At 38.1% G+C, this 23,779-nt stretch carries 22 protein-coding genes; 13 read left to right on the top strand and 9 right to left on the bottom strand.

The window, feature by feature from the left end; translation table 11 throughout:
- Positions 1-357: 357 nt before the first annotated feature.
- Positions 358-969: a hypothetical protein gene (locus tag ABFX33_RS12865; RefSeq protein ID WP_346086352.1), complete on the bottom strand. Its 612-nt coding sequence runs from the start codon at positions 967-969 to the stop codon at positions 358-360.
- 450 nt (positions 970-1,419) lie between these two features.
- On the opposite strand from ABFX33_RS12865, the gene ABFX33_RS12860 reads away from it, so the two are divergent.
- From ABFX33_RS12860 to ABFX33_RS12835, 6 genes are all read left to right on the top strand, one after another.
- The gene (locus ABFX33_RS12860; protein WP_346086351.1) at positions 1,420-2,028 is read left to right on the top strand and encodes a Crp/Fnr family transcriptional regulator; all 609 of its coding nucleotides are present in this window, start codon (positions 1,420-1,422) and stop codon (positions 2,026-2,028) included.
- A 103-nt stretch (positions 2,029-2,131) separates the two neighbouring features.
- Positions 2,132-2,782: a hypothetical protein gene (locus tag ABFX33_RS12855; RefSeq protein WP_257089986.1), complete on the top strand. Its 651-nt coding sequence runs from the start codon at positions 2,132-2,134 to the stop codon at positions 2,780-2,782.
- Positions 2,783-2,855: 73 nt separating this feature from the next.
- A complete protein-coding gene (locus ABFX33_RS12850; protein WP_346086350.1) occupies positions 2,856-3,230 on the top strand; it encodes a DUF3302 domain-containing protein in 375 nt (124 codons plus the stop codon).
- Positions 3,231-3,269: 39 nt separating this feature from the next.
- Entirely contained in the window at positions 3,270-4,427 is a 1,158-nt protein-coding gene (locus tag ABFX33_RS12845; RefSeq protein WP_346086349.1) for an HlyD family secretion protein, read from the top strand.
- A 1-nt stretch (position 4,428) separates the two neighbouring features.
- A complete protein-coding gene (locus tag ABFX33_RS12840; protein ID WP_346086348.1) occupies positions 4,429-5,829 on the top strand; it encodes a TolC family protein in 1,401 nt (466 codons plus the stop codon).
- 176 nt (positions 5,830-6,005) lie between these two features.
- Positions 6,006-6,530, top strand: coding sequence for a hypothetical protein (locus ABFX33_RS12835; RefSeq protein ID WP_346086347.1), 525 nt, complete (start codon positions 6,006-6,008; stop codon positions 6,528-6,530).
- A gap of 71 nt (positions 6,531-6,601) precedes the next feature.
- On the opposite strand, the gene ABFX33_RS12830 is transcribed toward ABFX33_RS12835, so the two are convergent.
- Both ABFX33_RS12830 and ABFX33_RS12825 read right to left on the bottom strand, forming a co-directional pair.
- Positions 6,602-7,042: a hypothetical protein gene (locus ABFX33_RS12830; protein ID WP_346086346.1), complete on the bottom strand. Its 441-nt coding sequence runs from the start codon at positions 7,040-7,042 to the stop codon at positions 6,602-6,604.
- A 101-nt stretch (positions 7,043-7,143) separates the two neighbouring features.
- Positions 7,144-7,545 (bottom strand): hypothetical protein, encoded by a 402-nt coding sequence (locus tag ABFX33_RS12825; protein ID WP_257089978.1) that lies wholly within the window; start codon positions 7,543-7,545, stop codon positions 7,144-7,146.
- Positions 7,546-7,842: 297 nt separating this feature from the next.
- Between ABFX33_RS12825 and ABFX33_RS12820 the strand changes: the two genes are divergently transcribed.
- The 6 genes from ABFX33_RS12820 to ABFX33_RS12795 all read left to right on the top strand — a co-directional run bounded on the left by ABFX33_RS12820 (position 7,843) and on the right by ABFX33_RS12795 (position 15,205).
- A complete protein-coding gene (locus tag ABFX33_RS12820) occupies positions 7,843-8,826 on the top strand; it encodes a DUF6624 domain-containing protein (protein WP_346086345.1) in 984 nt (327 codons plus the stop codon).
- Between the two features lie 204 nt (positions 8,827-9,030).
- The gene (locus tag ABFX33_RS12815; protein ID WP_346086344.1) at positions 9,031-10,155 is read left to right on the top strand and encodes an acyltransferase family protein; all 1,125 of its coding nucleotides are present in this window, start codon (positions 9,031-9,033) and stop codon (positions 10,153-10,155) included.
- Between the two features lie 268 nt (positions 10,156-10,423).
- Positions 10,424-12,376: a sensor histidine kinase gene (locus ABFX33_RS12810; protein ID WP_346086343.1), complete on the top strand. Its 1,953-nt coding sequence runs from the start codon at positions 10,424-10,426 to the stop codon at positions 12,374-12,376.
- Positions 12,369-13,001 carry a response regulator gene (locus ABFX33_RS12805; RefSeq protein ID WP_257089972.1) on the top strand — a complete coding sequence of 211 codons (633 nt, stop codon included), beginning with the start codon at positions 12,369-12,371 and terminating at the stop codon, positions 12,999-13,001. Before ABFX33_RS12810 ends, ABFX33_RS12805 begins: the two co-directional genes overlap by 8 nt.
- 427 nt (positions 13,002-13,428) lie before the next feature.
- Positions 13,429-14,367, top strand: a complete 939-nt coding sequence (locus tag ABFX33_RS12800; protein WP_346086342.1) for a 1-phosphofructokinase family hexose kinase — start codon at positions 13,429-13,431, stop codon at positions 14,365-14,367.
- 124 nt (positions 14,368-14,491) lie between these two features.
- On the top strand, positions 14,492-15,205 hold the full coding sequence (locus tag ABFX33_RS12795) for a hypothetical protein (protein ID WP_257089970.1): 714 nt from the start codon (positions 14,492-14,494) through the stop codon (positions 15,203-15,205).
- Between the two features lie 29 nt (positions 15,206-15,234).
- Here ABFX33_RS12795 and ABFX33_RS12790 read toward each other — a convergent pair whose 3' ends face one another.
- The 6 genes from ABFX33_RS12790 to ABFX33_RS12765 all read right to left on the bottom strand — a co-directional run bounded on the left by ABFX33_RS12790 (position 15,235) and on the right by ABFX33_RS12765 (position 23,218).
- Positions 15,235-15,639, bottom strand: a complete 405-nt coding sequence (locus ABFX33_RS12790; RefSeq protein ID WP_346086341.1) for a DUF3592 domain-containing protein — start codon at positions 15,637-15,639, stop codon at positions 15,235-15,237.
- Positions 15,640-15,797: 158 nt separating this feature from the next.
- On the bottom strand, positions 15,798-16,799 hold the full coding sequence (locus ABFX33_RS12785; protein WP_257089969.1) for a YihY/virulence factor BrkB family protein: 1,002 nt from the start codon (positions 16,797-16,799) through the stop codon (positions 15,798-15,800).
- 97 nt (positions 16,800-16,896) lie between these two features.
- The gene (locus tag ABFX33_RS12780) at positions 16,897-18,180 is read right to left on the bottom strand and encodes a hypothetical protein (protein WP_346086340.1); all 1,284 of its coding nucleotides are present in this window, start codon (positions 18,178-18,180) and stop codon (positions 16,897-16,899) included.
- A complete protein-coding gene (locus ABFX33_RS12775; protein ID WP_346086339.1) occupies positions 18,173-20,227 on the bottom strand; it encodes a hypothetical protein in 2,055 nt (684 codons plus the stop codon). Before ABFX33_RS12775 ends, ABFX33_RS12780 begins: the two co-directional genes overlap by 8 nt.
- A gap of 98 nt (positions 20,228-20,325) precedes the next feature.
- Entirely contained in the window at positions 20,326-20,958 is a 633-nt protein-coding gene (locus ABFX33_RS12770; RefSeq protein ID WP_346086338.1) for a response regulator, read from the bottom strand.
- 13 nt (positions 20,959-20,971) lie between these two features.
- Positions 20,972-23,218: a tetratricopeptide repeat-containing sensor histidine kinase gene (locus ABFX33_RS12765; protein ID WP_346086337.1), complete on the bottom strand. Its 2,247-nt coding sequence runs from the start codon at positions 23,216-23,218 to the stop codon at positions 20,972-20,974.
- A 222-nt stretch (positions 23,219-23,440) separates the two neighbouring features.
- On the opposite strand from ABFX33_RS12765, the gene ABFX33_RS12760 reads away from it, so the two are divergent.
- Positions 23,441-23,773, top strand: a complete 333-nt coding sequence (locus ABFX33_RS12760; RefSeq protein ID WP_346086336.1) for a DMT family transporter — start codon at positions 23,441-23,443, stop codon at positions 23,771-23,773.
- The last annotated feature ends 6 nt before the right edge of the window (positions 23,774-23,779 follow it).

Below are 23,779 nucleotides of genomic sequence, written 5' to 3'. Positions count from 1 at the left end.
GCGCAAAAGAAGATTTGACGGAACTCGATCCAATTATTTCATTTTTGTATATTTAGAAGTAATTTAAAAAGCAACCATCATTTGGAAAATATAATAAACCATTTTGAAAAGTATCTTCCCCTTAATGATGAGGAAAAACAGGCTTTGATGAGTCGTGTTACGGAAAGGAAAATCAAACGCAGGCAGTTCCTGTTGCAAGAAGGAGATGTATCAATAGACACAACATGAGAAAAGCTAATCATAAGGTTAGCTTTTCTTAATGAGTAGTTCACCCACTTTCTTTTGCGCGATCTACTCAATAGACAATTCGCTGGGTAAAGAAAGTGATACTGCAACAGATCGATATACAGGATTATTTTAAACTACATTCCAATTTTTATTTACTGTTATCTGAGGATTGCTTTGCAGGGCTTCGTCTACTAGATTTAGTACTTTAAGAACATTTCCGCTCAAACGAAAACGGTATGTTTCTTGTGCTGTTTGAATTTTCACGGTAGCACTGTACCCTCTGTAATGTGTTTGTGAGACATGAATGTTTGTTATATTCTTAAAAGCAATGGTCGTTTGCTGCAGGTTTGTAAAAAAACAAACCGCATCTCCTTTTACAATATAAGGTGGCATGAATTTTTCATAAAAAGGAGCGTTGTCGTTGTTTTTCACAAGCTTTTCCATATCTTTTTCAGAAAGTGTAATGATAAACTGCCGATAATTATCAATATATTTTTTAATAAAAAGAATAGCTGGAATTACCAATAAGAGCAAACAGCCAAAAAGTCCGAATGTGTAAAGATAACTATCGTTTACCCTTGCATTATAACGATCTTCACCCAAAAGTGTCCTGCCATAAGAGTCCGTTTCCATCATAGTACCAATAAAAAAAATGATGGGAAGAATTATGATTATTGACAACATAATGCCGATAATTATCCGGCCACGGCGTTGTAGCTCATTTATGAAAAAATTATTCATTGCCTTTTTGATTATATTTCAACGTTTTCATTATACCGCAAGCGTAGTCTCTATTTGAATATTCACTATTTTTTAAACGGAGTGTCTAAACCCAAAAATCCATCCGGACTTCCCTCCCAGTCTAGCAACAATAAAATTCTGCTTAAATGTATGTTATTTCTTATTACTGATAATTAAAATTTAATATTCGAAAGTCCCATTTTACAATTCGCATTAATGGAATATTTATTTGCGCTGCCAACCATATGGTATAGAGGTCAATATTATTGACATTGCTGGAGTTTGCTGGCATTTTATTAAAGAGCAAATTTAAAATAAAGAAGAAAAATCGGCTAGAAAAGTAAAAAAGATCGGACATAAGACAGAGAGCTGTTACAATTGCAGTGCATAAGCCATTTTTCACTAAAATAAAAGTGATTTTTATTAAATTTGAACTTATACGTTAAGATAATGTTGAGCCAGTCGGAAATATTAAAACATTTGGAATCCCTTCAGCAGCTGAATGATGAAGAACGCCTCGAATTGTCCAAAATATGCAAACCGCTATTTTTGGCCAAAAAGACTAAACTTGTGGAAACGGATGACCGATTTGATTCCGTCTTTGTGCTCACGGCGGGTCTATTACGTTGGTATTTCTATTCGGATGATGGTACCGAAAATAATGTTTTCTTCTCCTCGGAAGCAGATCATGCCTTTATTGCCAGTATCCCTGAGTATTATGCTGACCAACGGGAAACAAAATACACCATCGAAGCTGTTGTAGATACACAGTTACTGCTATTTCCGAAAGAGTTATTTGAAGATTTGGCTTTTCGACATAGAGGGATTTTCCAGTTCTATGTCAAATCCTTAAAAATTATTATTGATACCTTACGTATCCGTACAGAGCAACTGTGTAGCGATTCTCCAAGCGCCCGCTATGAGGTTTTCCTAGAAAACCGTTCGTACATCACCAGAAACACAAATCGTAAGCATATCGCTAATTTCTTGGGTATTACACCTAATTCTTTGTCCAGATTAACAGCCCGTATACAAAAAAAACGGCCACCAAAAAACTAACTTAAGAATACTTTTTTAGCCTGTATTCGTTCTAATTTTGCTTCGTCAAAAAAGCTGTAAAACAGCCATTTGTACAGATAGTATGATTTAAAACGAAAACAAAATGAACAAATTTATTGTAAGAATAGGTGTCTTAAGCTTATTCGCACTTTTAGAAACGAATGCAGTACATGCCCAATCTCAGGAAGCAGAAAAGGTTGGCCTGTACATCACCCAAGAAATGTCATTTTTAAATATGACAACAACGCAAGCCGAACAGGTTTATCAAATAAACCTTCAGGCAGCCAATGCTGTAGAAAACTTACGCCAAAATAGCAATGTTCAACAAATAGGCACTTCGGAGAACATCGAAGGTTTTACAGATATCCTAAAACAAAGAAACCTAGCTGTACAGGAAATTCTATCACCGGTACAATTTCAACTCTTTAAGGAAAACAAAATAATAAGAGCAGCTACTTTTAGAACTATTGTCATGGCTAAAATGTTGGATTTAACCCAAGATCAGCTCGATCCAGTTTTTGAGATCAATCAAACAGTCGTAAAAAATGTAAGAGAAGACCTAGACATATACTTTTCTGCAGATAATAATCGGGGTAAAAGAAATGCACAACGTAGACTGCATAAAGCACTAAAGAAAACGGACAAAGCATTTGACAAAGTCTTAAGCCCGCAGCAAACTACGATTTACCATGAAAATGTTGATCTTTTGCGAAATGTACTTCGCGAAGAATATGGAACTCAAGACTCGTTTTAAATCATGTTTTCATGATGCTCGGCTTTATCTTAATTGATATTGCCGAGATTTTTATCACCAAATTTATTTTATCATGCAAAAATTATTCGCAACAATTTGCTTATTGCTGTTGTGCCGCGTTTCGCATGCCGCTACTAGCGGTGCCGAAGACACGATCGCAGATGTAGCATCATGGCTTATCATATTTATCTTACCTATTGCCGGAATTTTTCTGTTTTGGAAAGTACATATTTATCCTGAAAAAATAGCGGAGAAGAAAAATCATCCACAGCTAAGTGCCATAAAAAGTATGTGTTTACTTTCATTGATATTCGGTGGTCTTCTCTGGCCAGTTGCTTTGATATGGGCAAATTACGATTACAAACAAGATAAAGTGCCTGCTCCAAATTTAGGCGAATCGGACTCTTCTTCAGGTGAAGAAAGCTTACCTTTTGAAGAAAAGAAATAAATTCTATAAGAAATACAGAATCATCTAGAACAAAAAATTATGTTAGAATTACTAATAGGAATATATGCTGGTATTTGCTGGCTTCTCATCAAAAAATTAAAACTAATCCCTTGGAATTTCAATACGCAAGTTGTTGTATACTCGTTACCTATTTTTGGGTCTATTGCACTGATATTGAGTCTCAACTATTTTTGCCCCATTACATCGGACGTAAAAGTGGGTAACCGCAGTGTGGATATTACAACTCAAACCCTAGGGAAGGTCAAAAAAGTATATGTAAAAACAAATCAGGAGGTAAAAAAAGGAGATACACTATTTACGATAGATCCGGTACCCTACGAACAAGAGATAAAATCGTTGGAGGCTCAGCTTAGCAATATGAAATCTACCGTTTCCTCCTACACTTCGGATATCGATGCTTCCCGCAAAAATATACTGAGTTTACAATCTCAGCTTGATTTGAGCAATAAAAGAATAAAGCAATATCAGGAACTTGTAGCTGCTGGTGCTGCCAACAGATTTGACCTGGAACAAGCTATCGCAACATCGCAGGATCTGCAATCGCGAATTAGTGCTGCTCAGGCACAAAAAGCGTCGTTGGAAGCCAAATATCATTCGACTCATAACGGTGAAAATGCGTCTATTGCAGAACTAAGGGCTAAATTGGATCAGGCAAAATGGAATCTTTCCCAAACAGTAGTTTTAGCACCTACCGATGGTCTGATTCCGAATGTACAGCTGAATGAAGGGGCTATGATGGCACCTTTTAAATCTGCTTTCGTGCTGATTCAAAAACAACAATCTATTATCGCCTTCTTCTCCCAAAATGAGTTGGAAACGGTAAAAAATGGTAATGAAGTAGAGCTTGCTTTAAAAACAGCTCCAGGGAAAGTGGTCAAAGCCAAATTGGAATATGTAGTTGATGCAACCAGTCAGGGCATTATGAACAATGCCGGTGGGATGCTTGGTGGTAATGCCACAACTTCAGGAATTCCTGAAACAGCGCGACAAGTGCCTGAAACGGATGGAAAGCTCATCGCAAAATTTGTATTGGATGAAAACGAGCAACCGCTAACTGTTGGTGCTAGAGGAACGGCTGTCATTTATTCCGACCATATCAAACCATTGCATCTTATCCGTAAAGTAATGGTGCGTGTGAGCAGCAAAATCAATTACTTAATTCCAAAACTGCATTAACATGATAAAGAAAATAAGTATGGGGGCTCTCCTCCTATTCAACTTGACTTCTTGTATCGGTTACAAAAATGCAACGCCTGAGAAGATTGAAGAATTAAAAAACACAAGCGCGATAAAGGCCAATGTTGAAATATCTGATAAATGGATTCAGGAACAAGGACAGAACCAACCGGCTTTTTCCTATGCTTGGATGAACGAGCTACTCACGCCGGAACTGGAAGCATTAATCAAAGAAGGGCTTGCCCACAATGCGGATATCATCATCTCCAAAGAAAAACTGAATCAAGTTGAATTAGCAATGGATATCGCCGGAAGTAGCCTTTATCCAAGTGTTAATGCATTAGCAAATACAGGGAACAATCTTGTCAGTGGAAGCCACATCGGAAAGTTGCAATTAAAAGCCAACTGGGAACTTGATCTCTGGGGAAAAAATAAATCTGCGGAAATGGCGAGTGTTAGCCAATACTTTTCGGCAACGTTCCAGCAAAAAATGCTGGAGCAGTCCGTTGCTGGGATGATTGCTAAGGCATATTACCTGAATATTGCGGGCCAGTACCAAGAGCAAAAAATCAGCGAGTATATTAGGAAAACCGAAGACTTAAAAAGGATTTTAACTGTTCAGAATAAAGTTGGAACGGCAAACGCACTCGATTTGTCCAATATAGAGAGCGAGTCTATTCTCCTGAGCTCTTACCTTGAGAAAATCAAAAATGCGAATTCGCAATCAAGAAGAAGTTTAGAAATGCTCTGTGGAAAATACCCGGAAGGTTTGATAAAAGTAAGTGCGAAATTTTCGGCCTTACAACAGGATATCCCGACAAATTTTCCGCTTAATGTTTTGGAAAAGAGAGCCGATATTATGGCACAACAATTTCAAATAGAATCCAGTTTCTATGAAATTCAGGAAGCAAAAGCCGCACGACTACCTGCTATTAATATCAGTGCTGCTTTTGGAGCTGCGGAAACAAATGTTGAAGGGATCAGCAATCTGTTTTCCAATCCATTGATAAAAGTTGGTGGTGGTCTAACAACCCCTATTTTTAACGGTGGGAAACTAAAAAAGAATGTAGAAGTAAAAACCTCACAACAAAAACAAGCTGTTGAGCAGTATGCAAAATCAGTGCTATTAGCTTTAAACGAGGTGGAATCTGCCTTAGCAAATTTAGGTTCAATCGACAAGCAAGAGGTTTTCCAGCAACGGGCAATTTCTTCGTTGGAGAAAAATATAGATTTAACAAAAAAACAGATCAATGTCGGCAGCAGCAATAGTTTCACGCTACTCCAAAAACAAAGAGACCTGGTAAAAAGAGAAATGAACACTATCGATCTCCACCTCCAACAGCGCATTGAAAGGATCAACCTTTACATGGCATTGGGAGCAAATGGGCTTGCTAATTTTTAAATAACTCAAATTCTAAACAGTAAAAGCTAATCTTTTGATCAGCTTTTACTGCTTCCCTCCATTACAGCAATTTTATCAGGGCAATACCACAATAATTGTAGATGTCATAAAAACCGATTATTTTATACCTAAGCATATATTTTTTCTATAATTTAGGGGCTTAAACCATTTCGCACATGAAGAAAAGTGAAATAACCTTATCTGCCTTCCATAGTAAATATACTTTTGGGGCATCGCTAATTACCATGTTCATTTTATTCCCGATTTCAATCGTATTCATTAAAGCTATGGATGTTAAATATACAGTAAATCAAACCCAATTAATTATCGCATTCCTGAGTTTAGTTTTTGGTTTTTTAATCGTTGTAATGAAAAGTACCATGCAAAAAATTTCATTCATAAAATCTGAAGATCAATTTTATTTGAAAGATGAAAAGGAAAATGAAGTTCCCCTGCCTAATAGCACAACCTATAATATTTACAACTATAATTCGAGAAAAGCGTTTATGTTAAGAATTACAACACAAGCTGGCACAAAATATTTTTTGTCTCCTGATATGAACATAAAATCTGATATTGAAGATTTTTTTGCCAAGTTCTCGAAAAAACCGAACAGAAAGGACTTTTATATTAAGGCTTATCCATACCTGATTTGTTGCGCCTATGTTATAGTAAGTATTGTGCTCGTATTGTTTATTTAATGATTGATCGTTAGCGTAATCTCGCTATCCAGGTTAAAAATAGATACGAATACTGTTTTAGTACATTAACCTTATTTCCGGTCATCATATACATGTTCAACAATGCTCTTCCATATCTTATTATTATAAGCATTCATTTTTGAGATGGTATCGACATCACTTATAATAATAATCTGGGTATCAACGCCATCCACGGGCTGAACACTTTTACCTTCCTCTGAAGACCGAAATTCTGCTAAATTGATTTGAGCTGTCAGGTCTTTCCAATCTTTGGGCACTGTTTTCTTATGATATTCTGAATTATCTGCTGGATTAGCCGCAACAGTTAGCCTATAATGTGTGGAGTCCTTATCTATTAACATACGCGAGTGAGAGCCCAGTTGCCCCCCTGTATTGATGACTTCAATAGATTTTATTACCACATCTTTCATAACTCCAGGCGAATTTGTAGTCTTGTTCTTTGTTTCGGTACAGCCGATCAAAAACAAGGATAAAATAACTAATTTATACATTTTTCAAAATTTAAACTTTTATTACAGTACATGCACATAATTAGATTTGTCAAGTCGCCAACCAACTTTCTCCGGAGACTCTCTATAGCTGTACATTAAGGTCACTCGGTGTTATCAGGCGCTGTTTTTTCTCTTACAGCGTGGTAGGCTTTTGCATCGCAAATTACAGGTTCAGATTCATAGCCAACTTTATAGTATTGAGACACAGGTTTAATATTTCCTGACTTATAAAAGGTCTTTTCGATATAACTTGTTATCGCATGACAGCCTGTCTCTTTTTCGTCTTTGATATGGACATATGTTGAGGTTTCGATGAGCTTGCCTTTCCTATTGAATAAACTATCTGTCCCAACCGGAACACCACAGCCCATAAATATGCCCTGATGTGTAATCGATTGAATGTTTCCATGTTCATAATATGTCCTATATGTTTTTGTCTGCGCCAGGCTACGCGCAATAAAAATGAGCTGTATGATGATTACGATAAAAACGACAGGTTTCATAATCAGATTATTTTAAATTTTGTTACTAAATAAACAATACTCAGCTACTATCTATTTCAAGTTTATAACTCCAACTAAGTTTAGCCAAAAAATATGCCAACCTGCTATAAATCATACCAGCAGAAGGCGTGCCTTTCTTATGCTCTTTCCCATTTGATTAACCATACAAACTAAATTATAAGATCAAACTTTGATATTTTATCTCACTATTTAAATACTTATTCTGTTATTTATGATATTTTTGGGCTATTATTAAAGATTATTCCAAACTTATTAAACATTTTAAAGCCAAAATTAATGACTAAGCTTATTTGTGCTGTCTTTACATACTTTTTCCTCGTTATCTGCTGTGGTACTGTTTGTGCCCAAAATAGTAATGAGCTTATTACGGAAACATTATCTCATTTGAAACAACAAGAGAGGGACAAATTTGAGAATGTTCTCATGAACATTTTTCCAACCTACTTAAAGGAAAATTTAGCCAACTATCAAAATTCCATTAAGCTATTGGGAGAAAAAAAATATAATGAAGTTTATCAAAACCTAGATAGTCTGATGCATGACGATTATTTTTTGGAGGAGATATTAACCGATGAGAATTTTAAAACATTGCACAACCGCAATGACTGGAAGACCTTCAAAACAGGTTTAGAAAACAGGCTTAATCAATATGATAATACAATCCGTATGCTATTGAAAAAAATACAGTACAGCGATCAGGGTATCCGATTAATCCTTTTGTATCATCAAAAAAATCAACCTCAAGATACTGCTTTGACTGTTTTGCTAAATAGACAAATGAAAAAAATTGACCTTGAAAGCGCCGAGTCTGTAAAAAAGATCATTGATGATCATGGTTGGTTAGGTAAGCATCAAATTGGAAAAGAGGCTAACGAAACGCTCTTTTTAGCTATTCAGCATATTGATGACTCTGTTGTTCAGACGAAATACCTACCAATTCTGTCTGAAGCTGTAAAAAATAAAGCCGCAGAACCTTGGCAATATGCTTTTTTAACTGATAGAATTTTAATGAATCAGGGAAAAAAGCAGCGTTACGGAACTCAAACAATTATTTCTGATAAGGAGTATGGTGGTTATGTTGTTCCTCTGGAAAATCCGGATCAGGTCGATAAATTAAGACAAGAAATGGGATTAGAATCGTTAAAAGAATACTTGAATGAATTCGACATTGAATGGGATCTTGAAAAATATAAAAGAGATGCGGTGATTATAGAGAAACGTTTTAAAGATCGGTTTGAAAGTCTCAGAAAAAATAAATAGTAGGTTATTATCTATTTGGCATTTCTGATTTAAAATAACTCTTTATGAAACAAGGGGCATGATCAAACCAGAAAATGAGACTAATCAGCGGGAATTTGATATGATTTGGAGGAGTTCTGGTACGTTATTTTTTTAATTTCATCAACTTGATGAAATAGCAAATTATCAACGATAATCGAACTTAAATTCCATATCCAACAAGCAATGAACCAAAGTAGTCTTTCTACAAAATCCCATTACCCTATCCTGGATGGATTGCGTGGTGTCGCGGCCATCATCGTTGTCACTTTCCACCTCACTGAACCTTTAGGCACCGGACACCTGGATATCCTAGTCAACCATGGTTATCTCGCTGTTGACTTTTTCTTTCTCTTGTCAGGTTTTGTCATTGGCTATGCCTATGATGACCGTTGGCAGAAGATGAGTGTCGGTACCTTTTTAAAACGCCGAATCGAGCGACTTCAGCCCATGGTTATATTAGGGATGACCCTTGGTGCTGTTGGATTCTATTTTACAGATTCAACTATCTGGCCACTTATTCATACAGTTCCTCTTTGGAAAATGTTGCTGGTGATGGTTATTGGTTATACCATATTACCCATCCCCCTCTCTTTGGATATTCGCGGTTGGCAAGAAATGCACCCTCTTAATAGTGTGGGTTGGTCGCTATTCTTTGAATATATTGCCAATATCCTCTATGCGATCGGCATTCGAAAGCTGTCAAAAACCGCCCTCGCTATTTTGGTGCTGATCTCGGCCGTCGCCCTCGCCCATCTTGCCATTACAAGCCCCAATGGGGATGTCAGTGGTGGTTGGACACTCAATATGGAACAACTACGCATCGGCTTTACCCGGACCATGTATCCATTCTTTGCCGGTTTATTACTTTCAAGGGTAACCAAAGCCACTCGAATAAAGTATTCCTTTTTGTACTGTAGCCTCTTGCTCGCTATTGTATTGTATATGCCTCGCATTGGTGGTGCAGAAAATCTTTGGATGAATGGAGTCTACGAATCAATCTGTATAATCATTATTTTCCCCCTTATTGTTTACTTGGAAACCAGCGGAACAACACAGACACAAAGAGAGTACAGGATTTGCAAATTTCTTGGCGATATCTCCTATCCACTCTATCTCGTCCACTACCCAATTGTTTATTTTTACGTCGCCTGGATCAGTAATCATCAAGGGATGACCCTCGCGCAGGCCTGGCCCTATGCGCTGCTCATCTTAATTGTCAGTATATTATTAGCCTATATAAGTCTGAAATGGTATGATGAACCCCTTCGCAGATGGTTAAAAAATCGTAGATCTTCCAAGACACAGTAATGAAGATTCCAAGCATAACTTCTGGCATAAAAAGGTAGATATTTTTTAGAAAGATTTTAGTTGAAATTTTAATATTAAATTTTATAAACAATACAATATCAAAACTGGCAATACCTTTATGCTGTGTTTACTTTACCCTCCTATAAATAGGAGGATAAATTTCACGATTTATCTGTATTGTAATAATTGAAAATACTTAATACGTTTGTTAACGTGTTAAAATCAGTCTTTTTAAATCATTGAAAAGCATACAATTAAAATACCTCAGATGAAGAAACTGCTTTTCCAATTTACCTTAACAATACTACTGCTATCCCCGGTATATGGCCAAGATACCAATGCGATAGATAGTTTAAGAAATGAATTTACGGCAGCAAAATCAGATACTGCCAAGCTATCGCTCTCCAATAAGCTTGCTCGGGAATATTTTATCCGGGGGGACAGCATTACAGCATTCAAATATGGATACACATCGCTCGCTCTTGCGCAAAAAACTAAGGTTCGACTGTATCAAGCAAAGGGTAACCAGATCATGGGTTATCTGCATACCATATTGATTCATATGGATAGCGCAAAATATTACAATAATCAGGTTATCCAAATCCTAAAAGATGCAAAATCAACGGAAGAAATACGGGTTGTTGCTTATGCCAAAAATAACCTGGCTGCTAACTACCAAGTCACTGGACAGCTCAAAAAGACGGCCGAACTTCTCATCGAAAATTTGCCAAGATTCGAAAAGATCAAAGACAATAAACTCTACCAAGTCACTTTAGAAAATATCGCTGTCACATTTAACGAATTGGAGGATTTTGAAAAAGCGACCTTTTATCTTAAAAAAGGAATTGAGTTTCTAAATAAAAATAATTTTGATGCCGAGCATAAAATTGGCAATTACCTTACAGGCGCTTTGATTACCTACGGACAGAATGATCTTGTGCGGATGAAAACCTACCTCGATCAAGTAAAGTCTTACCTCGATGAGCTGGGCGTTACCTCATTATATTCAGGTCGATATTATGCTTATTTGACCTGGTATTACGTCAAAAAAAAGGATTTAAAAAAATCAAGAGAAGCACTCGCACAAGCAGAAAAGTCACTCCAGCATCTGGAGAGCCGCACCAATTATTACGATTTTTACAATTCACAATATGAGGTTGCCAAATTGGCCGGGGACCATCAGGGGGCATTGAAAGCTTCGCATATATTATTTGACATGGCAAAGGAAGATAACCGAGCTTCGATTGCTGCAAGACACGCAAAGGACATTGCCCTTCTGGCCAGCAAACTCGGTGATTATAAGACGGCCTATGCCTTTCAGCAACGATACTCCGCTATTTCGGATAGCACGAAATTTGAAAATATGGAGGTTGAAATCCATGATCTGGAAATCAATTATCAAACTGCCGAAAAAGAGAAACGTATTGCACTATTGGAAAATGAGCAACGGGAAGCGGTATTAAAAAGTAAAAATCAAGTTTTACTGAATTTGGTTTTGGGTATTGGTGCCCTTACTTTCCTATTGGTCATGTTGTTTCTTTTCTATGTATTGAGGACAAATAAAAAGAATAATAAAAAACGCTTGGAGGAAATTGATCGGGATCAAGAACTTAAGATATCCCAGGCGTTACTGGAGGGCGAAGATCGTGAACGTATGCGGATAGCGCGTGATTTACACGATGGTATCGGTGGGACATTGAGTGGAATAAAACTAAAACTTTCAGATCCAACTGCAGATAGAGAATTAATGGTCCAAAGGGCAAATGAGCAACTTAGCACCGCCATTGGGGAGCTCAGAAGAACCGCACGGGGAATGATGCCCGAAAGTTTACTGAAAAATGGGCTAGAAACAGTACTACATGACCTATGTACAGATCTGATAAGCTCCGAGGTACAGATTGAATTTCAATACAGTGGTTTGCCAGCTGATCTTTCCATGAATAACACTGTTCATATCTACCGTATTGTACAGGAATTATTGACCAATGCCATCAAGCACGGTAAGGCAGAAAATATTCTGGTACAACTTATCCATGAACAAGATACTATCTTGATCACCGTAGATGACAATGGTAAGGGATTTGACCTAGCAACAATGTCAAACGCAACTGGTATAGGTCTTAAAAATATCCAGAATCGCGTTGATTTTCTCAAAGGAAAATTGTCAATTGGTAGTGAGCCAGGAAATGGCACCTCCGTAAATATCGAGATTTATGTATGATAGAGAATTGGTTATAGTTATACTAGATGATCATCCAATGGTATTGGATGGCATTCAAGAAATTATCAGGAGGAATATCGCCAATGCAACAGTCATCGGTTTTCAGAGTATTATCCTATTTAACGACTTCATCAGGCTCAAGCCAGTGGATCTGCTTTTGGTGGACATGTTTCTCAGTGATGGACGTGGAATTGATGTCTGTAAGGAGGTTAAAGAAAAGTTCCCTTCGGTTCGTGTATTGGGCATGAGCAGCGCACTTGAGCGAAGTATGATCATTGAACTTTTGCAACAAGGAGGATCGGGTTTTATTCTCAAAAACACCGAAGCTACCGAGATCTTGGAAGCTATTGAAAAAGTGTTGCGCGGAGAGATTGTCTTGAGTCCTGAAGCAGAAAGCTTGTTAAATAGATCTGTAGACAATCAAAGTCCGCTGCCTACACTAACTAGGCGCGAACGAGAGCTATTGCGCTACCTGGTTCAAGGGAAAACAATAGCAGAAATTGCTGACATCTTGCTTTTAAGCAACTCAACGATAGATACCTATTGTAAGTACCTGCTACAGAAATTTAAGGTATGCAATACGCCTGAGTTGTTAACACTCGTTTCCAGAGAAAGTATATTGTAAAAAGTCTTACTCATTATTATTACTATACTTTCCTATCTATTCGTTGTTGTATAATTTAAATCCAAAATTATAGTCATCTTTTTAATTCAATCTAGATTGACGAAGCTTATTGGGGAATCAATCCAGCCTAACTATTGTCCACTTGATAGAAGTTGAATCTATCAATCATAAAATACCAAAAGGTAAACAAAAAACTTCTTACAAGCAACCTAATAATTTTATAAAAAATTGAATGTAAATTAACAAATAACGGTTATCTTCATAGTGCATACCTTGCTTTCCTTAATCCATTTCGGAAGTCATGGCATTAACGAAAGGAATTGGACTGTATTTGTTTGAAAGACATTCCACTACATTACTGGGAGCTATCTTTTAGATGTTAACATATATTCGGCATAGGGAAAATCCTACGTTTAATGAAAGCAATATGATGAAAAAATCTGTATTAACCATTACATTAAACCCTTCGGTAGACAAAAGTACAAGTGTTCAAAACATTGTTCCCGAAAAGAAGCTGCGCTGTGATACCCCAAAGTATGAAGCCGGCGGTGGTGGTATTAATGTAAGCCGCGCACTCAAACGACTTGGTATATCTTCAAACTCACTTTTTACTGCTGGAGGAAAAACAGGCAATATGTTGGAGGTATTATTAAAACAGGAAGAGCTCGATATTACAGCAATCCCTATCAGTAGTGAAACAAGGGAAAACTTTATTGTGGTAGATACGACCAGCAATCAACAATACCGATTTGGATTTCCAGGAGAAGCCTTTACAGCGGAAGAGAAGGAAAACATTTTGGGGACTGTTGACCAATTAAATCCAATCCCTGATTTTGTTGTCATCAGCGGCAGTCTCCCAAAAGATGTTCCCGCAGACTTTATCGGATTACTTGTCAATAAATATAAAGCTAAAGGAAGCAAAGTAATCGTCGATACTTCCGGAGATGCGCTTAAAGTTGCACTGGAAGAAGGGGTATATTTGCTGAAACCAAATGCGGGTGAATTAGCTGCTCTTGTCGGAAAAGAGGAACTGGCAAGCACAGATCTGGATCATGCTGCCCAGCAAATCATTGCGCAGGGCCAAGCTGTCCTCGTTGTGGTATCTCTGGGCGCTCAGGGAGCAGTATTATATTCCGCAGCAGAAAAAATCCAGATGGTTCCACCACTTGTAAAAATACGTAGTACGGTTGGTGCTGGAGACAGTATGGTTGCAGGCATGGTATCGATTCTGGCCAGGGAGGGTACAGTCGAAGAACTACTTCGCATGGGAATAGCTTGCGGATCGGCAACCACCATGGCCGAGGGAACCGCCCTCTTTCAAAAGAAAGATGTGGATAGACTGTATGACGAAGTCAGAAAGCTATAGCCCGTAGATAAAATAGGCACGATTTAATTTTTTGAATACCTGTTCAGTTGTAATAAGCCTGTCTTCAGCAATTCGGGAAGAGTCACGCTATACGAAACTTTTTAACCTAATCTTTATTGTAATTATGCATATCAAAAACATTCAGAACCACAATCTTTTTGCTTATAGGAGATTACGGCGGGCGATCGGTTATTTGGGCATCTTTCTACCCATTGTTTTGGTTTTGCTGTCCCTATTTAAGTTTTTTGGCACCAACATTCAACCATCCATCAGTCATTACTATTTTTCAAATCTGAGAGAAATTTTTACGGGCACTTTATGTGCAGTTGGATTATTTCTAATCTGCTATAAAGGCAATGGGAATAAAGTCATTTGGAAAAATGATAACGCCCTCACAAATCTTGCCGGATTTATGGCGATTGGAGTTGCATTTATACCCACCGATCCAATCGGTAGCAGCTGCATGCAATGCACGCTGGTTGCAATTGGTTTAAAGGAACTGCATTACGGTTTTGCAGCCGTACTTTTTCTAACGTTTGCATTCCTTTCCATCAATGTATTTACTATTGGTCAGGAACCCAACAAAGAGATTCCGGTTAGTATCATGAATGAAAATAATATCTACCGTTTTTGTGGCTATGGTATAATCCTTTGTATCGCTTTGATTCCCTTTAAACTCTTTGGACATGCAACACTTGTCTTTGAGGCCATTGCACTTTTTTTATTTGGCAGTTCATGGCTTATTAAGGGACGAGCTTTGGGTGATAAAGGTGTAATCGGCGAAAAATTATACCGTGAACATAATACCACAGAAACAGAAGATATAGGGGCTGGATAGGAAGCAGTCTATTTATTTTAAAATAATTGTTATTTCAAATACAATTCGGCAATAAAAAATCCAAGGCCGACAACCAATAAAGGTAAAGCGATAGATAACAAGATAAGTGGCCAGGCGAAAACGCGAAAATAGGTATATAGTTGTGCCTTAGTGGGATCAGCCGGATCATAAATAATCGTTTCTGTTTCGCCAACAGACCAGCTTGCGGGGTTACTCGCCTCGGCTAGTTCGTACTCATATTCATTTTCATCCCATGTACGGAAACGGAAAATTGGAGAATAAACCTCACCATCGGATTCTATTATCCGGAGCCTAATAACGGTAGCTGTCGTTTTTTCCGCCTTTTTCAAAAATAAAAGGACATTTCTAAAAGTAAGAAAAGCGAAAAAAAGCAGTACCAATCCAAGGCCGACCATTAGGTAATATTGCCACATATTTTTTCTATTAATGTCAAACATACAACGCCAAATAGCTGGGCTTTACAAACCATAAGTTACACGATACGAATATAGTATAAATTCCAATACCACTAACTATTGCTTAGCATGCGACAGGAATCTATTTGACCCCAGATGCATGTATAACAAGAATCCTAGGTCTTGGGATCATCTACCGGATCGGCCTCTACCCGCTTCTCTTCCTGCGTCAACGGAGCTGGAGGAATCTCCCCTCCTGCACGTTCGATTTCCTGGGTCTCCACATGTACGGCAAATTGAGCTGGTTCGATCGGAATCCCCATCACCGTTGCGTATTCTCTTGTGTAAATCGCTCCAAAATATAAGATAGCAGCGGTATAGTACACCCACAGCAGAATCAAGACAAATGAACCCGCAGCGCCATAGGTGTCCTGGGTCGCTGAATGTTCAAGATATATTCCGATCAGATAACGACCCAAGATAAACAAAACCGCTGTAAATAGCGCTCCTGCTCGAACTGTCCGCCACTGAATATTCACGTCGGGAAGTACTTTAAAAATAATACTAAAGAGTAAGAATATAATACCAAATGATAGCGCAAAGTTGATCCCGTCAAGCAGTACAACTGTCATGTCGGGAAAATAACGCTGCAACTGTCCTGTAAGGGCCAAGATGACACCGTTGATAATCAAGGTGACAACTAGTAAAAATCCCAGACCAATGACTAAGGAAGAGGACAACAAGCGATCCTGAATCAGTTTTAACCAGCCTTTCTTGGGCTTGGCCCGTACATGCCAGATTTTATTGATTGAATTTTGGATATCTCCAAATACACTGGTTGCTCCCAATATCAAGGTTATACTACTAATTAGCAGTGCCATATTGGATTTGCCCGACAGTTCAAGATTTTGAATAACTTCCTGAATCTGTTTGGCGGCACTGTTTCCCACTAAGCCACGCAGTTCCATAAAAACCTTCCCTTCGATGGCGTCTTCGCCATAAAATATACCTGCCAATGCAATTATTAAAACCAGTATTGGGCCAATCGAAAAAACTGTATAGTAAGATAAAGAAGCACTATATTTCATTGAATCTTCATTCAAAAACCCAGCAACTGAGCTTTTCAAAATTCGCCAGTAGGTCTTTATCTTACTTTTACTTTTAGTTCTTATATCCATATTGATCATTTTTGTCAATAAGAATAAACCAATTTCTGGTAAAGAATGTTTTTGGATTTACAAAGAAACGGCGGTAACCTGGTGCTGTGCTACCACATTATTCATGCGAATAGTCCCGAATAGTCCCCTGGAAAACAAGTTGTTTGGTACCCGCGACTTTTAAGGTGAAATCCATATCCGAAGCGATCGCCTTCAACATTAAAATCGGAGTGACTTTTAAGGCATTCGGCCAATCCACAAGATGAATTGCGACATGTGAAAGACTATTGGTTTTCATATATTTTGCCTGCATCTTGCCTATCGTTGAGGCCGTCGATAATATATTGAATTGACCATCATTTTTCTGAAACCATTGATAAAATAGCTTATTGGGAAGAAACTTAGGTAAGCTCTCATCTCCCCGAATTCCAAACCTAACATTTGGCACTTTACTTTCATAGGCAGTTTTTTCTTCTACTGTTTCAAAATCGTCATTCACAGCATAATTAATAATGGTATCTGTCTGTACGACCTGGTTTTTTAAAACTTCGATATCAACATAATTCCCATTTGCATGGGCCATAATCGAATCTGCCGAAACCGGTAGATCAACAAGCATGTCTTTTAAGGCTGCCTTTAACTGTTCATTTGGAAAATTGATCCAGCCTTTGCTGATGTAGTTTTCGTTTACCAATTCCCGGATGAGATATTCCTGTGGAAAATTCCAAGTATCAGATTGGAGTTCACCTGCGATCTCAATACGGCTACCTTTCAGGTCAAATTCAATAAAATTTTTGGAAGAAATATCGTTATAACGCAATGATTTACGGGTTAGTTCGCTCGGGTGATTGATGAAATTCTCAATAGAGACCCGCTCTGTATCCGACTGGATCAACCGGATCATTTCATCTTTCTTTTTATCGAGATTAAAACCCAGTCCCACCAACAGGGTGTTACCCTTCCAAACAAATGCAATTTTATTGGTATCCTGATAAGCATAATTTACTCCGGGAGCGACACTATTTTCAATGGAATCAACTTCCAGCCCCTTTTTTAAGAATGTCAGAAATTGCTTCTCATCTTTCAAATTAAAAAAAGCATAAAAGTTCTTTGTCGTGTCTTCCAGAGAAAAAAGGAATACATTGGCCATGATATCTATTCCATTGTCTTTTAGCTTAGTCAATTTTTTAGCAAAGTCCTGCCCTCCTTTCGGTGCCGTTTGCCATTTATCGAAGAATTGATTCAGAAGGATATCATCCAGAGAAATTGTCAATAAAGCCTTACTCTTTTTATGGACGACAGACTTATACGACTGCTGTTGTCGCATGATATAAGTTCCCCAGCCTATTATCACTAATCCTATGATAATACCTAAAGTCCAAATTATTCCTTTTTTAATCATTGTCAGTTATATCAATTGGGTTGTCCAGTTCAGGTTGTTCATTCGGCACAACGCCATCGAGCAGTTGGTTGATCATAAACTGTAAGCCATTGTTTGCGTTTGTTGGCAGTTCAAGTTGCAAATCAGTTTCCAGTCTATCGCCCACAATTCCTTTAGAACTCAAAGTAAAATTACCATAATTATTCAATTCTGCTAATGTAGAACGCCAGCTATTGCCCAACACGAGATTCAGATCTTTTGTCAGTGCTGGTATTTTCTTTGTTTGGAAAGCTGCCGAAAACTTACTTCCTTTCATAAGCTTAGCAAAAGATTTATTGGGCTTGGTCGGATAGTTATCCTTGTGCAAAATTTTATTTAACTGCAGGCTATCGTTGCTGATCATCACTAGATCTTCATTGAACATCAGGTATAAAGGAAAATCTTTGCCATTACCTTGTTTGATTTTATAGATCCCACCCGCAAAACTTGCATCGGACTTTGATACCGCGACATCCAATGCCTTTTTGATAATCCTTTGATCTTCGGATGTAAACATCCAGATAAAAGACACCACTTTCTCTTCCTTTGTCTTATTAACTTCCTTTACGTCATAATTATCATCATAGTCGTAATCAACGTAGTCGATCTTCAGATTAGTGATTCCATTGACAACGACCAAATTGTCCCCGGGCATAATTTTGGCAACGGCTTTTTCATCCAGTGCAATTTCAAGTCCAAGGGCCATCAACTCAAGTACCTCATTCTCCTTTCCAAAATATTTTTTCATATTTTTTGTAAAAAATGCCGGTATTTCTTTTAGGTACGCTTCGGAATTCACATTGACATTAAAATATCCTAATGTTTCCTCTGTCAAATACTTTGCGAACTTCGAATTAGGCTTCCTTGCATACAATTGTTTAGTCAGTTTCACTAAATCTTTGCCCAAGGTTACACCTGCTTTTAGCGTAATTTTATTTTCCCTTTGTGTCAGGTCAAAGAACATGTCCTTATAGTCATTTCCCAAAGAGAAACTGCTTGTATGATAATACGCATCTACCATAGAACGCACGGAACGAAGTCCGTCATAGAGACCTTCGACTTTAGGCAGCCATACACGTGCAATATCCACATTCTTTAGAAAACGCGCTTGCTCATGTGTAGGTATATTTGGATAGTTACCGCTCAATAATTGCTCCTGCTCAAGCAGTAACCATTTTTCCAATAATATATTCTTGATAGAATCATTTCGTCTGTTCACTTCCTCAAAAGCTGTATCAAGTGAATCGTAGTTGATATGATTTTCATAGAGACTTGTATCAGCATCGGTTGTACTGGCATAAACGTCCAAAGGTTCCCCCTCCTCTTGCTGTAACTCAGCTTGCAATGTATCAAAATCAAATGCATCCCACTCCATCGTTGTAGAATCCATTAGTACAGAATCCGCACAGTTAGCTGCGGCTTCGGCCTCATCTGCCGCCGCACTGGCTGCAGATACCGCAGCGGCGGCATAATCTATATTTTCGATACCATATAATGCGGCAATGGAATCGTTGGCAAAATAGGTCGTACCAACCTCACCTTTTAAAATTCTAAACTCCTTTGCATTCCAAGCGAGCAATTGACCATCCGCGGTTCTAAATCGGCTATAACCGTTCAAGGCCGGAAGCGAAGTCCCCTGCATATGCAGCAACTTTTCAAAACGGCTGACCGCATTGATCGGGATAATCATCTCTCCATATAACAAACTATCCCTATCATTTCTGTAGTATATAGCCATTCCCTTCGAATCAATTCCTGTCTGCTGGAAATCCTTTTGCAGGTTAATACTTTTCTTTTCAAAATATTTGAAAAAAGCAACCCGATCCAGTAACCTATTCAATGTGGAAGCTTCTGCGTATTCCACGACTTTAGCCAGATTAATAGCCACTACTGTATTTGATCCTTCGGGTATTTTAGTGTCAAAGCTCTGCGCTTGCACCGAACCAAAACCCAAAGACAACATAACCCCAAAACAATAGGGAAGTATTTTTTTCCCCGAACGGCCTAATAAACTAGCTGATATAACCATATACATTTGATACTTTCTCTTATTTATCTATACCATCAAAAGTATCAAATGCAATAGGCTATTCTCATCCCTGAATTCAGGTAATTCGGGAATTTCTACTAAGCTTCGCGTATCAAACCATATTCTATAGCGGATTTGACCGCGGCAGTCACACTTTTCGTCTGAAATTTTTCCATTAAGTTTTTACGATGACTCTCCACGGTATGGGAACTAATAAACAGGGATTCGGCAATCTGATTGGTTGTCATTCCTTTGGCTACAAAGGTCAATATCTCCTTTTCACGACGTGTAAGTTTAGGAACTTGTTTCAGTCCGGAATCTGTTTTCTTGTTGAGTATAGCCTGGGTTTTCTCACAGATATACCGCTTGCCCACCAAAACATCGGATATAGCAGTAATGATTTCATTACCGGTGGCATTTTTTTGAAGATAAGCATCTGCCCCCTCATTCAAAATACTATTGATAACCGCCAACTCATTATGTACACTAAAGGCTACTATTTTCAGCTCTTTATGTGCTTCTTTCAATCCCTTGACCAGATCGATTCCATTTGCATCGGGAAGATTGATATCCAATAACAATACAAGCGGTGCGTCTGTTACAATGTTTTTAAATAGTTCTGCTGAACTTGCATACATCCCTACAACTTCAAAATCTTCGTGGGAATTGATTATATTTTTTAAACCCTCCAACAACAGCGGGTGATCATCTGTAATGGCTATTTTTATCATCTTAAATTATTAATTAAACAACAGGCATTTCAATTTCAATGGTAGTTCCCTCGCCGATGGCGGATATAACCTTCATATCACCATGTAGAAAAGAAAGTCTCGACTGTATATTGTGCATGCCTGCTGAATGTTGTAAATCTATCTTTTCGGTATCAAATCCCTTGCCATCATCTTCAATAGTAATATGTAAACGCTCATTATATACAGAAAGTTGTATAAAGATATTACTTGCTGCAGCATGCTTCAATGCATTATTTACCAGTTCCTGGATTATTCTGTATAAGGAAATCTGATGTTCTACACTTAATTTTGATTCAAATTGGATGAATTCACATTCTACCTGACAATTCGGTTGACTCATCCGTACGGCATAATCCTTTAAGGCTTCCTCTAGACCATATTTGACAATTAGATCCGGCATCAGGTTATGTGCAAGTCGACGCAATTCATCCACAGCATCATCCAGCAGCTCGATACTCCGCGCAATACCATCCTTAACCGAAGGCTGTTCGGCCCCGCCATCGCTGATCGAGGATAAGCCCAATTTTGTACTTGACAACAATCCGCCTAAGCCATCGTGCAGGTCTCTAGCCAAACGTGTCCGCTCCTTCTCTTCCCCTGCCAACATCGCCGTTAGATTTTTAATGGCATGCTGTTGATTATTTTTTTCGATTTCAAGCCCATGCAAGTGTTCCTTTTGCTTTAATGTTTTGGAGCGTTGCCAATAAGCATAGAACAATAAAATGACAGCGATTAAACAGCTAATAAATAACCAGATATAAATCGAATTCATACGTGATTTAAAGGCAATCTCTTGTTTAGAAACATCAAGTTCCTGCAATCGCTGTTCATTCTCCAAGCGGCTTAATTGCAAGTCCTGTTCCTTTTTGTCGCGCTCAAGTTGAAGCACTTTCAACTGTTGGGTACGGTTTAGTTCGTTCAATTTTAAATTTTCAACCAGTTGATTCTGTCGATCATTTAGCGCTTTCATCAATTTGATCTGCTGTTCCTTTTTCTCCCCCTCTAAACGAAGACGCATTAATTTTTGATTTTGCAGTTCCCGCTCATATTTTATTTCAAGTTGTTTGGTTTTATCCAATTTATCCGAGTTGAATGCCTCCTCGAAAACATTGATATAACTCTTTTGATATTGAAATGCCTCTTCATATTTTCCCTCTTCGACACTCACTTCAGCCAGTCTACTAAAAAGACTTAATCCCATTTGGTAATCATAATGTGGCTCTCTTTGCAAGTGGTAAAGCGCTTGTTGCAGATACTTTTTGCCCTGCTCCCGATGGCCGCTTTTAAATGCCTCGTCAGCCAATACACCATAGGCAGGAATAGAAATGGCATACTGTCCCGTTTCCTGTGCAATTTCTAAGGCCTGCTGGGCAAATGAAATCGCTTTTTTAGCACCATTTTCAGGATAAAATTCATGATACAGATTGGCTAGATTCACCGAGACATAGGCCATATCTGTCGGGTTAACAAGATTTTTCTGGTTAGTTTTTGCTATTCGGTAAGCTTCCAGATAATGTTCTTCGGCTTTCTTCAAAAGTTGCTGATCTGCTCGGTTTGACCGATATTCCTCCTCAAATAGGTAACCAGCTTGCATATAGGCATCAAATAAACTGTTCGCATTCTGACCTGCTTTTGCTGTCTCCAATAGAAGGTTCGTATACTTCTCCTGAAATTCGTAATTCCGCTGATTGGCATAAATAGCCGTCAATTCTTTATATATCGCCAATTTGCGGGCTATATTTGCATCAGTCTGGGGGGCCTTTTCCAAAAAAGAAATTGCTTTATGAAACTGCGAAACAGCCTGATCCTCCTTGTTCTGCCTTGTCATAATCCAGCCATCACAATAATGAATATATCCCTTGATACCGTTATCATTGATTATGGGAAGAACAGATTTTGCATGTTCAAGGTAAAACCGCGATTTCTCAAAGAGGCGATCGTTATAACTATTCATTGCTGCGATGCAATTCAAATAGGCGTAGTATTGTTTGTCGGGGTAATTTTTGGCCAATTGAATATTATCATTGAGCAACTGACTTGCCAATGCTTTCTCATTGGCGAAATATAGGGCCTGCGCATATTTTCCGGTCAACAGAAACCGTTCCTTACTCCCTAGCGGAAGATTGTAGTATGATTTCTGTAGCTCCTGCAACTGCTCTTGGGCATACAGCTGACAGCAAGAGAATAGAGAAACTAAGCATATAATAAAGGTTTTAAAAAAAACACGAATATACCTCATAAAGTCTATTAATTCCCATTAGTGGATTGGTCAAACTTAGATAAATTTACCCTTATAAACAATTATAATTACCGTCAAAATTACCCTGATCGCTGTAAATGCACTGTATTTGTACCAACTCAATAACTGCAATTTCCTAAATACAATACCATTGAGGCGAAGTGAATAGCAAAAAGTGTAGCTTTGCATATAGTACTTCACTTGATCAGAAAAGAATCTGTAATGATAAAATATTTATACCTGTTTCTTGCTATTGCGGCAGAAATTTTCGCTACGACTTTCCTAAAGAAATCTGAGGGATTTACCTTATGGAAACCTACCGCTATCTGTATCATTGGTTACATTATCGCTTTTTATTTCCTGAGCATCACATTGAAATACCTTCCTGTCGGAATATCCTATGCTATTTGGTCGGGGGTTGGTATCGTTGCCATTACATTGATAGGGATGATTTTGTTTAAACAGATTCCTGATACACCAGCAATAATCGGAATGATATTGATCGTCGCTGGAGTAATTATTATCAATGTCTTTTCAAAAATGGGCGCACATTAGCTGATC

The sequence above is a fragment of the Sphingobacterium ginsenosidimutans genome (assembly GCF_039536865.1).
Classification (GTDB): domain Bacteria; phylum Bacteroidota; class Bacteroidia; order Sphingobacteriales; family Sphingobacteriaceae; genus Sphingobacterium; species Sphingobacterium detergens.
Note: the sequence above shows the minus strand (reverse complement) of the source record. Positions and strands in the feature narration are given on the sequence as shown.

Coding starts and splice junctions, on each gene's coding strand:
- ABFX33_RS12845 (WP_346086349.1), top strand. CDS start 3,270: ATGTTAGAATTACTAATAGGAATATATGCTGGTATTTGCTGGCTTCTC.
- ABFX33_RS12765 (WP_346086337.1), bottom strand. CDS start 23,218: ATGAGGTATATTCGTGTTTTTTTTAAAACCTTTATTATATGCTTAGTT.
- ABFX33_RS12785 (WP_257089969.1), bottom strand. CDS start 16,799: ATGGATATAAGAACTAAAAGTAAAAGTAAGATAAAGACCTACTGGCGA.
- ABFX33_RS12850 (WP_346086350.1), top strand. CDS start 2,856: ATGCAAAAATTATTCGCAACAATTTGCTTATTGCTGTTGTGCCGCGTT.
- ABFX33_RS12790 (WP_346086341.1), bottom strand. CDS start 15,639: ATGTGGCAATATTACCTAATGGTCGGCCTTGGATTGGTACTGCTTTTT.
- ABFX33_RS12825 (WP_257089978.1), bottom strand. CDS start 7,545: ATGAAACCTGTCGTTTTTATCGTAATCATCATACAGCTCATTTTTATT.
- ABFX33_RS12770 (WP_346086338.1), bottom strand. CDS start 20,958: ATGATAAAAATAGCCATTACAGATGATCACCCGCTGTTGTTGGAGGGT.
- ABFX33_RS12865 (WP_346086352.1), bottom strand. CDS start 969: ATGAATAATTTTTTCATAAATGAGCTACAACGCCGTGGCCGGATAATT.
- ABFX33_RS12815 (WP_346086344.1), top strand. CDS start 9,031: ATGAACCAAAGTAGTCTTTCTACAAAATCCCATTACCCTATCCTGGAT.
- ABFX33_RS12830 (WP_346086346.1), bottom strand. CDS start 7,042: ATGTATAAATTAGTTATTTTATCCTTGTTTTTGATCGGCTGTACCGAA.
- ABFX33_RS12840 (WP_346086348.1), top strand. CDS start 4,429: ATGATAAAGAAAATAAGTATGGGGGCTCTCCTCCTATTCAACTTGACT.
- ABFX33_RS12835 (WP_346086347.1), top strand. CDS start 6,006: ATGAAGAAAAGTGAAATAACCTTATCTGCCTTCCATAGTAAATATACT.
- ABFX33_RS12800 (WP_346086342.1), top strand. CDS start 13,429: ATGATGAAAAAATCTGTATTAACCATTACATTAAACCCTTCGGTAGAC.
- ABFX33_RS12805 (WP_257089972.1), top strand. CDS start 12,369: ATGTATGATAGAGAATTGGTTATAGTTATACTAGATGATCATCCAATG.
- ABFX33_RS12810 (WP_346086343.1), top strand. CDS start 10,424: ATGAAGAAACTGCTTTTCCAATTTACCTTAACAATACTACTGCTATCC.
- ABFX33_RS12760 (WP_346086336.1), top strand. CDS start 23,441: ATGATAAAATATTTATACCTGTTTCTTGCTATTGCGGCAGAAATTTTC.
- ABFX33_RS12780 (WP_346086340.1), bottom strand. CDS start 18,180: ATGATTAAAAAAGGAATAATTTGGACTTTAGGTATTATCATAGGATTA.
- ABFX33_RS12820 (WP_346086345.1), top strand. CDS start 7,843: ATGACTAAGCTTATTTGTGCTGTCTTTACATACTTTTTCCTCGTTATC.
- ABFX33_RS12855 (WP_257089986.1), top strand. CDS start 2,132: ATGAACAAATTTATTGTAAGAATAGGTGTCTTAAGCTTATTCGCACTT.
- ABFX33_RS12795 (WP_257089970.1), top strand. CDS start 14,492: ATGCATATCAAAAACATTCAGAACCACAATCTTTTTGCTTATAGGAGA.
- ABFX33_RS12775 (WP_346086339.1), bottom strand. CDS start 20,227: ATGGTTATATCAGCTAGTTTATTAGGCCGTTCGGGGAAAAAAATACTT.
- ABFX33_RS12860 (WP_346086351.1), top strand. CDS start 1,420: ATGTTGAGCCAGTCGGAAATATTAAAACATTTGGAATCCCTTCAGCAG.